8 protein-coding genes and 1 pseudogene are annotated in these 8,817 nt (G+C 72.5%); 8 read left to right on the forward strand and 1 reads right to left on the reverse strand.

The features are described from left to right. The 7 genes and pseudogenes from NBZ85_RS22940 to NBZ85_RS22970 form a co-directional block, all read left to right on the forward strand. Window positions 1-207, forward strand: a pseudogene (locus NBZ85_RS22940) (hypothetical protein); the annotation flags it as partial. Continuing rightward, a complete protein-coding gene (locus NBZ85_RS22945) occupies window positions 204-956 on the forward strand; it encodes an ABC transporter ATP-binding protein (protein ID WP_261559052.1) in 753 nt (250 codons plus the stop codon). The pseudogene NBZ85_RS22940 and the gene NBZ85_RS22945, both read left to right, overlap by 4 nt. Continuing rightward, on the forward strand, window positions 953-1,753 hold the full coding sequence (locus NBZ85_RS22950) for an ABC transporter ATP-binding protein (RefSeq protein WP_261559050.1): 801 nt from the start codon (window positions 953-955) through the stop codon (window positions 1,751-1,753). Before NBZ85_RS22945 ends, NBZ85_RS22950 begins: the two co-directional genes overlap by 4 nt. Further along, window positions 1,750-2,985 (forward strand): acetyl-CoA C-acetyltransferase, encoded by a 1,236-nt coding sequence (locus NBZ85_RS22955; protein ID WP_261562568.1) that lies wholly within the window; start codon window positions 1,750-1,752, stop codon window positions 2,983-2,985. Before NBZ85_RS22950 ends, NBZ85_RS22955 begins: the two co-directional genes overlap by 4 nt. A gap of 62 nt (window positions 2,986-3,047) precedes the next feature. Then, a complete protein-coding gene (locus NBZ85_RS22960; RefSeq protein ID WP_261559046.1) occupies window positions 3,048-4,265 on the forward strand; it encodes a CaiB/BaiF CoA transferase family protein in 1,218 nt (405 codons plus the stop codon). Next, window positions 4,265-5,446 carry a phosphotransferase family protein gene (locus tag NBZ85_RS22965; RefSeq protein WP_261559045.1) on the forward strand — a complete coding sequence of 394 codons (1,182 nt, stop codon included), beginning with the start codon at window positions 4,265-4,267 and terminating at the stop codon, window positions 5,444-5,446. The genes NBZ85_RS22960 and NBZ85_RS22965 overlap by 1 nt, the downstream gene beginning before the upstream one ends. Beyond that, entirely contained in the window at window positions 5,443-5,775 is a 333-nt protein-coding gene (locus tag NBZ85_RS22970; protein ID WP_261559043.1) for a hypothetical protein, read from the forward strand. Before NBZ85_RS22965 ends, NBZ85_RS22970 begins: the two co-directional genes overlap by 4 nt. Window positions 5,776-5,936: 161 nt before the next feature. On the opposite strand, the gene NBZ85_RS22975 is transcribed toward NBZ85_RS22970, so the two are convergent. Beyond that, complete coding sequence (locus tag NBZ85_RS22975) at window positions 5,937-7,109, reverse strand: amidohydrolase family protein (RefSeq protein ID WP_261559041.1); 1,173 nt, start codon at window positions 7,107-7,109, stop codon at window positions 5,937-5,939. A gap of 330 nt (window positions 7,110-7,439) precedes the next feature. Here NBZ85_RS22975 and NBZ85_RS22980 point away from each other — a divergent pair, with 330 nt between their 5' ends. Then, a complete protein-coding gene (locus tag NBZ85_RS22980) occupies window positions 7,440-8,768 on the forward strand; it encodes an ABC transporter substrate-binding protein (protein ID WP_261562569.1) in 1,329 nt (442 codons plus the stop codon). The last annotated feature ends 49 nt before the right edge of the window (window positions 8,769-8,817 follow it).

Genomic DNA, 8,817 nt, shown 5'->3' on the forward strand with positions numbered 1-8,817 from the left:
GTAGACACGGTGGTCTTGGCGGAGGCGGCCACCGGTCCCGTCTCCTCCACCAAGACCACCGTGTCTACCGAGCCCGCCGTGACTGTCCCGTCTGCTGCGGCCACCCCGGTTGCCGCGGCCACCCCGGCTGCGTCCGGGTCCGCTGCCGGCTCCCACGTGAGCGGATCCGCCGGGGCGACGCCCGCGGTGGCGGGGGAGGCCCGGTGAGCGAGCTGTTGCGCACCGAGGCGATGAGCGTCGTCTACGGCGGCCTGCACGCCGTCAACGGGCTGGACCTGCGGGTCGACGAGGGCCGCCTGGTGGGGCTCATCGGCCCCAACGGCGCCGGCAAGACGAGCTTCATCGACGGCATCTCCGGCTTCACCCGGACCCAGGGTGCGATCTACTTCCGCGGCAGGCGCGTCGACCGCGAGCCGGCCCACCGCCGGGCCCGCCTGGGCCTCGGCCGCACCTGGCAGTCGCTGGAACTGTTCGAGGACCTCACCGTCCGGGAGAACCTCCAGGTCGGCGCCGAGCGGCAGACGGTCGGCGGGTTCCTGCTCGACCTGGTCCGTCCCGGCCGCCGCCGCGACCAGTCCGACGTGGACTGGGCGCTGGACGTCCTCGGCATCGCCGACCTCGCCGACCGGCTGCCCACCGAGATCAGCCACGGCCAGCGCAAGCTGGTCGGCGCCGGGCGCACCCTCGCCGCCCGTCCCGCGCTGATCTGCATGGACGAGCCGGCCGCCGGGCTCGACACCACCGAGTCGGAGCAGTTCGGCCGCCGGCTGCGGCGCATCGTCGAGGCCGGCGTGTCGATCCTGCTCGTCGACCACGACATGGGGCTGGTGATGGGGGTGTGCGACGAGCTCTACGTCCTCGAGTTCGGGACGAGGATCGCCCACGGCGCACCGGCGGAGGTCGTCGCCGACGAGAAGGTCCGGGCCGCCTACCTCGGCACGAAGGCCGGGATATGAGCGCGCTGCTGGAGATCGACGGGCTGTACTCCGGCTACGCCGGCGTCGCGATGGTCCGTGATCTGAACCTGACCGTGCACGCCGGGGAGATCGTGGCCCTGCTGGGTCCGAACGGGGCGGGCAAGACCACGACGCTGCTGACCACGTCGGGCCTCAACCCGGTGATGAAGGGCGACATCCGGGTCTTCGGCCGCTCGATCCGGGGCCGTCCGGCGCACCGGGCACCCCGCGAGGGGCTCGCCCACGTGCTGGAGGACCGCTCGCTGTTCTACCAGCTCACCGTGGCCGAGAACCTCCGGCTCGCCGCCGCGCGCAGCCGGGGCGACCTCGACCGGGCACTGTCGTACTTCCCGGCGCTGGAACCGCTGCTGGGCCGGCGGGCGGGGCTGCTGTCCGGCGGCGAGCAGCAGATGCTGGCGATGGCCAGGGCCCTGACCTCGAAGCCACGCCTGCTGATGGTGGACGAGATGAGCCTCGGGCTCGCCCCCGTCATCGTCGAACGCCTGCTGCCGGTGCTGCGCCGCATCGTCGACGACACCGGCGCCGGGGTGCTGCTCGTCGAGCAGCACGTCCACCTCGCCCTGGAGGTCGCCGACCGGGCCGCCGTGCTGGTCCACGGAGACCTGGTCGCCAGCGGCACCACCGCGGAGATCGCCGGGCGTGCCGCCGCCCTCGAATCGACCTACTTCGGCGCCGACGCCGATCCCAGCGCCGACGCCGATCCCAGCGCCAGCCCGAGTGCCAGCCTCGACGACCGCCCCGACGACCCGGAAACCGACCCGGAAGGATCACGATGAACGAGGCCTGGATTCTCGACGGCGTGCGGTCCCCCCGCGGCAAGGGGCGGCCCACCGGCGCGCTGCATCACGTGCATCCGCAGGAGCTGCTCGGCCAGCTCCTGCGCGCGCTCGCCGACCGCGTCGGCGTCGACCCGGAGCTCGTCGACGACGTGGTGATGGGCAACGGCAACGCCGTCGGCGACCACGGCGGTGATGTCGCCCGGATGGCGGTGCTCGCGGCCGGCTGGCCGCAGACGGTGGCGGGCGTGACGCTGAACCGGTGGTGTGGGTCCGGTCAGCAGGCCGTCACCTTCGCGGCGATGGGCGTGGCCTCCGGACACCAGGGGCTGGTGTTCGCCGGCGGCGTGGACGTGATGTCGCGCTGGCCCGCCGAGCAGGGGCCGATGGACTTCTCGGCCGGCAACCCGGCGGTGCGGGCCAGGTTCCCGCAGGTCCCCCAGGGGGTGTCCGCCGACCTGATCGCGACGATCGAGGGGTTCACCCGCGACGACGTCGACGCGTTCGCCGCCCGCAGCCAGCAGCGCGCCGCCGCCGCGATCGAACAGGGCCACTTCACCCGCAGCGTGGTGCCCATCGTCAACGCCGACGGCTCCGTCGCCCTCGACCACGACGAGCATCCCCGGGCGGGCACCACCCCGCAGACGCTGGCGAAGCTGGCGCCGTCGTTCGCGGCCCTGGGCCAGGCGGTGTTCACCGACTACGGGTACGACCGGCCCTTCGGCGAGATGGTCCGCGACGTCTACCCGGACGTGAAGGAGGTCGACTACGTCCACCACGCCGGCAACTCGTCGGGCATCGTGGACGGCGCGGCCGTGCTCGCGATCGCCTCGCCCGACTTCGCGCGGGCGCACGGCCTGCGCCCGCGGGCTCGGGTGGTGATGAGTGCGGTCGTCGGCGCGGAGCCCGTCATCATGCTGACCGCGCCCGGCCCGGCCTCGCGCCGCTGCCTGCAACGGGCCGGGATGACGGTGGACGACATCGACCTGTGGGAGATCAACGAGGCGTTCGCCGCGGTCCCGTTGAAGACCATCCGCGACCTCGATCTCGATCCCGAGAAGGTCAACGTCAACGGTGGGGCGATCGCGCTCGGCCATCCGATCGGCGCGACCGGCGGCATGCTGCTGCAGACCGCCCTCGACGAGCTGGAACGTCGCGACCTGTCGACCGCGCTCGTCACGATGTGCACCGGCGGCGGCATGGGCACCGCGACCATCATCGAGCGGATCTGACCGCACCAAGCAAATCCGGACGACAGCGCCGCAACGGCGATCAGTAGGTGTGGAGGCAGACGATGGGCAGGATCCTCGAGGGCATCAAGGTCGTGGAAGTGGCGTTGTTCGGCTTCGTGCCGTCGGCCGGCGCCGCGCTCGCCGACTGGGGCGCGGACGTCGTCAAGATCGAGCATCCCGAGACCGGCGACCCGGTCCGGGCGCTGTCGTCCTACGGCTTCGGCCCCGGCGACGGCGGCGTCACGACACTGTGGGAGGTGTTCAACCGCGGCAAGCGGGGCGTCGGCATCGACATCGCCACCCCCGACGGGCTCGAACTGCTGATGTGCCTCATCGACGAGGCGGACGTGTTCATCACCAGCTTCATGCCCTCGGCCCGGGAGCGCCTCGGCATCGACGTCGACCAGGTCCGGGCGCGCAACCCGCGCATCATCTACGGTCGCGGCACCGGCCAGGGGCCCGTCGGTCCCGACGCGGACAAGGGCGGGTTCGACGGCATCTCCTACTGGAGCCGGTCGGGCGCCAGCACCGCGTCGGTCCCGCCGGGCTACGACTTCCCGATCCTGCTGCCCGGCCCCGCCTTCGGTGACATCCAGAGCGGGATGTTCCTGGCCGGCGGCATCGCGGGGGCGCTGTACCAGCGGGAGCGGACCGGCCAGGGCAGCGTCGTCGACGTGTCGCTGTTCGGTGCCGGGCTGTGGGCGATGCAGGCCTCCATCGCCGGCGCTGCGGCGATCGGCGCGGACAACATCGTCCAGCTCGACCGGCGCCGCCCGCCGAACCCGCTGACGAACCTGTACCGGACGGCCGACGGCCACTTCTTCGTGCTCGGGATGTTACAGGCCGACCGCTACTGGCCCGGCCTGTGCGCGGTGCTCGGTCACCCGGAGCTGGCCGCCGACGAGCGGTTCACCACCCTGGCCCTGCGCACCGAGCACGCCGAGGCGTGCGTCGCGGCCCTCGACGCCATCTTCACCGCCATGACCTACGACGAGCTGGTCAAGGCCCTCGACAGCCAGGAGGGCCAGTGGGCGCCGGTCGCCGTCCCCGGTGACACCCTGACCGACCCGCAGGCGCTGGCGAACGGCTACGTCCAGCAGGTCGACTACCCGAGCGGCGCGCGCCTGCCGCTGGTTCCGGTGCCCGCCCGGGTCGACGGCGACCTGCCCACGCTGACCCCGGCGCCCACCCTCGGGGAGCACACCAACGAGGTCGTCCTGGCGCTCGGCCGCTCCGAGGAGGAGCTCATCAACCTCAAGATCGCCGGTGTGATCTCCTGATGACCGCCGTCACCCACGGGGTCGACGCCGGCGTGCTGCGCTCCCTGCTGGCGGCGGGACGCGACCCCGGCCTCGCCGACCCCGCCGCTGCCGACCCCGTCGCCGTTGCCGTTGCCGGCGATGCCGCCCTCGCCGAGGCCGACATCGTCGACCTGCACCCGCTCAAGGGCGGGTACTCCCGCCAGATGTGGTCGTTCGACGCGGTGACCCGCGACGGCGCCGTGCACCCGCTGATCCTCTGCGCCGACTCCGCCGCCGGCGTCGTCGGCGCGGGCGGGCAGACCCTCAGTCGTCCCGCGGAGGCCGCCCTGCTGCACACCCTGCACGCCGCGGGCCTGCCGGTACCCGACGCGGTGGGCAGCGGCGACGGCGCCGCCGGGGGGCCCGGTGGGGAACTCGGCCGTCCGTACCTGGTGATGGAGCGGGGCAGCGGCACGGCCGCGATCGGCCCGCTGCACCGTGACCCCTGGTATGTGCAGCACCGCGCGGAACTCGCCGCCTGGTTCGCCGCGACGCTGGCGGCGATCCACGCCGCCGACGTGCCGGCGGCGATCCTCGGTGGCCGGCCGGACCCGGCGCGGGTCGCCGGCCGGGAGCTGGCCCGGTGGAGCGGCGAGCTGCGCGCGACCCCCCAGGCGCAGACGGCTGTGCTGGACCGCGCGCTGGCATGGCTCGCCGCGAACCCCCCGCCGCCACCCACGCGGGTCACCCTGCTCCACGGCGACTACCGGACCGGCAACATCCTGCACGGTCACGGCGACGGCGGCCCCAGCGGGCTGCGCACGGTGCTGGACTGGGAGATGGCCCATTTCGGGGACCCGCTGGAGGACCTCGCCTGGGCGCAACTCGTCTGCTGGCGGGTCGGCACCGGCCGGGTCGGCGGCCTGGTGGACCTGGCGCGCTGGCCCGAGCTGTACGCCGCCGCCGCCGGCTGGGCGCCGGACCTCGCGGCCCTGCGGTGGTGGGAGGTGCTGGGCTCGGTGAAGATGGCCTGCCTGGTGTGGCGGGCCGCCGAGGGCGTCACCGCGCCCGCCGAGCACGCCCTGCTGGAACGCCTCTTCGCCGACCTGGGCACCGAACTCGACCGCCGCCTGCTACCGCCCGACCGGCATCCCACCGGGCCGCGGCCAGCCGGACCGGCGCAGACGGCCGGATCGCGGACGGGCGGAGAGCAGCGTTGAGCGACGGTGGAAAGCGGGTCGACGTGGGGCCCGGGACGGAGTCGTTCGAGGTGCGGGGGGTGCGCAACGGCAGCATCGTCACGGTCGTCTGGGACCGGGGCGTGCTCGACGGCGACCCGCCCACCATCGATCTCGTCGAGGTCGAGGCCGATCTCGCCGCCGAGTCCCGGCGCGATCCCCTCCAGCGTCGCCGCGACGGCAGCGGCGTCGCCGCGGTCGAGGCCGCGGCCACGGTGGGCGACCCCGAGTCCGCACTCGCACTCGTGGTCCGCACCCTGGACCGGGTCGTCCAGGTGACGACCCCGGCACGGCCTCGGCCGTTGCGCTAGCCGATCGAGTCCTCGCTACCCTCCGGCCACGAGCATGCACCGGCCCCCGCCCCGATGCCGATGTGCTCGCGGCACCGCTCCACGCAGCAGAAGGCCCGGGCACCGTGCGGTGCCCGGGCCTTCCCGGTGCCGGCGGCTGTGGCCGGGTCGCGCGGCTGGGGTCAGGTCAGGTTGTAGAGCTTCATGGCGTTGTCCTGCAGGATCTTGCGCAGCACGTCGTGCGGGAGGTCGCCGAGCTTGTCGTTGATGAACTGCCGCGGCGGCAGCGCCGAGCTCACCGGCCCCGGCGACATGCTCGTCGGGTGCGGGAAGTCGGTCTCGTACAGGATGTTGTCGGCGCCGACGTAGTCGATCGCCGCGCGCAGCGTGGGGCCGTGCTCGAACCAGAAGCAGGCGTAGATCTGGCGGCGGAAGTACTCGCTGGGCAGCAGGTCGTACTCGGGGTGCTCCTTGGCGACGCCGCACTCGGTCCACATCCAGTCCAGCGCCTGCAGGGTGAACGGCACCCAGCCGACGCCGCTTTCCACCGAGACGAACTTCAGGTCGGGGAAGCGGTGGCACACGCCGGCGCCGATGAGGCTGCCCACGGTGCGGGCGTTGCCGAGGAAGAACGTCATCGGGAACGTGGCGTAGTTGGCGTGGACCCCGGCGGAGGGGTGCAGCAGCTGCGGCATCGTGGTGTCCCCGCTGCCGATGTGGAAGTTGACCGACAGGCCCATCTCCTGGGCCGCGGCCCACAGCCGGTCCCAGTGCGGGTCGGTGAGCATGGGGGAGCCGAAGTCCTCGGGCGCCTGGGAGAACACCAGGCCCTTGTGCCCGAGCTCCGCGCAGCGCTTCATCTCGGCGATCGACAGGTCGATGTCCCAGAACGGCACCGCCATGACCGGGACGTAGCGGTCCGAGACCCGGCGGAAGTCCGCCAGCCAGTCGTTGTACGCCCGTAAGAGCAGCAGGGCCAGCTCCATGTCGCCGAAGTCGGTGTAGCGCCCGGCGCCGAACCCGGCGACGTTGGGGTAGAGAACCTCGGCGTGGATGCCGTACTCGTCCATGATCTCCAGGCGGCCCTCGGGCTGCCAGATGCGCGGGTCGACCATGTCGAGCTGGGCGGGGAACTTCGGAGGCGGCTCCTTCCAGCCGGCGATGGCCAGGCCGGCCGCCGGGCTGAGCACCTTGCCGCCGGCGATCCACCACTCGATGCCGCCTGCGTCGCGTTCGACGTGGGGCACGCGGTCGCCGTACTTCGACGGGACCCGGGACGTCCACAGGTCGTAGTGCTCGACGACGTGGGTGTCGCAGTCGATGACCTTGAGGTCGAGTTCGTCGATGAGATCCACGATGTACCTCTCACGCGGGACCGGGAACGCGCCCAGTCGGGACGGTGCGCACTACCTGCACGGGACGATAGGTGAGACGCAGATTACAGTCAACCAGCGGGTCGAATAAATTCGGACCGAGTTGGAGGGTGTCGGCCGGCTGGTCGGCCGGGCCGTCGATCAGGCCGTTGATCGGATCGGCGATCTGGTCGTCAAGTGACCCGTCGGCGGGGCCATCGATTAATTTGATCGACCGGTGGACTAAATTATTGCTGGGTCGTACGGTGCTCCCACCCGTCGGCCACTGGGGGCCGGCGCAGGTGGGAGGCGGTACCGGTGAGAGGTCGATCTGTGGCGGGGGCGCTGGCGCTCAGTTCCCTGCTCTTAGCCGCGGCGTGTTCGTCGTCGGGTTCGTCCGGGGGCGCCGCGAACGGTGCCGGCGGTGCCGGCGCCGGGGAGGTGAGCTCCGCGCCCGTCGCCAACAGCGACAACAACGCCTGGGCGCTGCGCTACACCGGTGGCTCGGCCGGCGCGGCGAAGGGCACGCCGTACAAGATCGGATTCGTCAGCCAGGACACCTTCCTGCCATCCGCGACGCAGGGCGCGAGGGCGGCGGTGGCCTACGTCGACGCCGAGCTCGGCGGCGTCGGCGGCCGGCCGATCGAGCTGGTCTCCTGCTCGGTCAACGTGCCGGAGGACGCCGCCCGCTGCGGCGCCCAGATGGCCAACGACGCGTCGCTGTCGCTGGTGATCGTGGGCGGGCTCAGTGTCGGCAACAAGGAGTTCTACGACGCGGTGGGCGGGCGCAAGGCGATCCTCATCGGCAACGCCCTGGCCAGCGAGGACTTCGTGACGACCCGCGGTGTCGCGTACACCGCCGGCTCGCCCGGGGTGCTGATGGGCATGGCGCGCTTCGCCGTGGAGGAGCTCAAGGCCCGTACCGTGGCCGGCATCGTCCCGGACACGCCCGCCGGCCGTGCGGCCGCCCAGCAGCTCGTGAAGCCGATCCTGGACGCGGCCAAGGTGAAGTTCCGGCCGGTGTTCATCAGCCTGCAGGCCACCACCCCGGACCTGACGACGGCGTTGCAGGCCAGCGGCGCGGGCAGCGCCGACGCGCTGATCACCGCCTTCCCCCCGAGTAGCTGCATCAGCATGTACGACGCGATCCGCTCGCTCGGCATCAAGCCCAAGGTGATCACGACCGACCAGTGCGCCGACGTGCCCGTGCGTGCGCACCTCAAGAGCGTCGGAGCCGCCGACACCGTTCCCGACGGCTGGTACTACGCCAACTACGGCTACAACTTCGACCTGCCCGACGTCGACTCCGGGATGAAGACCTACCAGTACGCGGCGTCGAAGTACGCCAAGCCGCTGGGCAGCGCCCCCGTCGAGCTGCGCGGCTTCAGCGGGCCGACGTTCGGCACCGTGATGACCGCCGCCAAGATCGTCAATCAGATCGGCGCGGACAAGGCCACCTCCTTCGACGTCGTTGACCGGGCCCTGCGCGGCTTCACCGGTCCGGCGATGCTCCAGGTCGGCCCGCTCAAGTGCGGCCAGGCGCCGTTCGTCGCCGTCTGCGGGCACCAGATCGGCGTCGACCAGTACGCCGGCGGAAAGTGGACGAGCGTCCGCGACGGCCTCAACGACAAGCCGGTCAACCTGCTGGCCCCGGCGAGCTGAACCCGCCTACCTTCCGGGCTCCCGGCCGGCCCCGCCCCCGCCGGCCGGC

This window comes from Frankia tisae (assembly GCF_025403405.1).
GTDB lineage: Bacteria > Actinomycetota > Actinomycetes > Frankiales > Frankiaceae > Frankia > Frankia tisai.

Excerpts from the sequence above, each read along its gene's own strand:
- NBZ85_RS22955 (WP_261562568.1), top strand. The coding sequence starts at position 1,750 with ATGAACGAGGCCTGGATTCTCGACGGCGTGCGGTCCCCCCGCGGCAAG.
- NBZ85_RS22950 (WP_261559050.1), top strand. The coding sequence starts at position 953 with ATGAGCGCGCTGCTGGAGATCGACGGGCTGTACTCCGGCTACGCCGGC.
- NBZ85_RS22965 (WP_261559045.1), top strand. The coding sequence starts at position 4,265 with ATGACCGCCGTCACCCACGGGGTCGACGCCGGCGTGCTGCGCTCCCTG.
- NBZ85_RS22960 (WP_261559046.1), top strand. The coding sequence starts at position 3,048 with ATGGGCAGGATCCTCGAGGGCATCAAGGTCGTGGAAGTGGCGTTGTTC.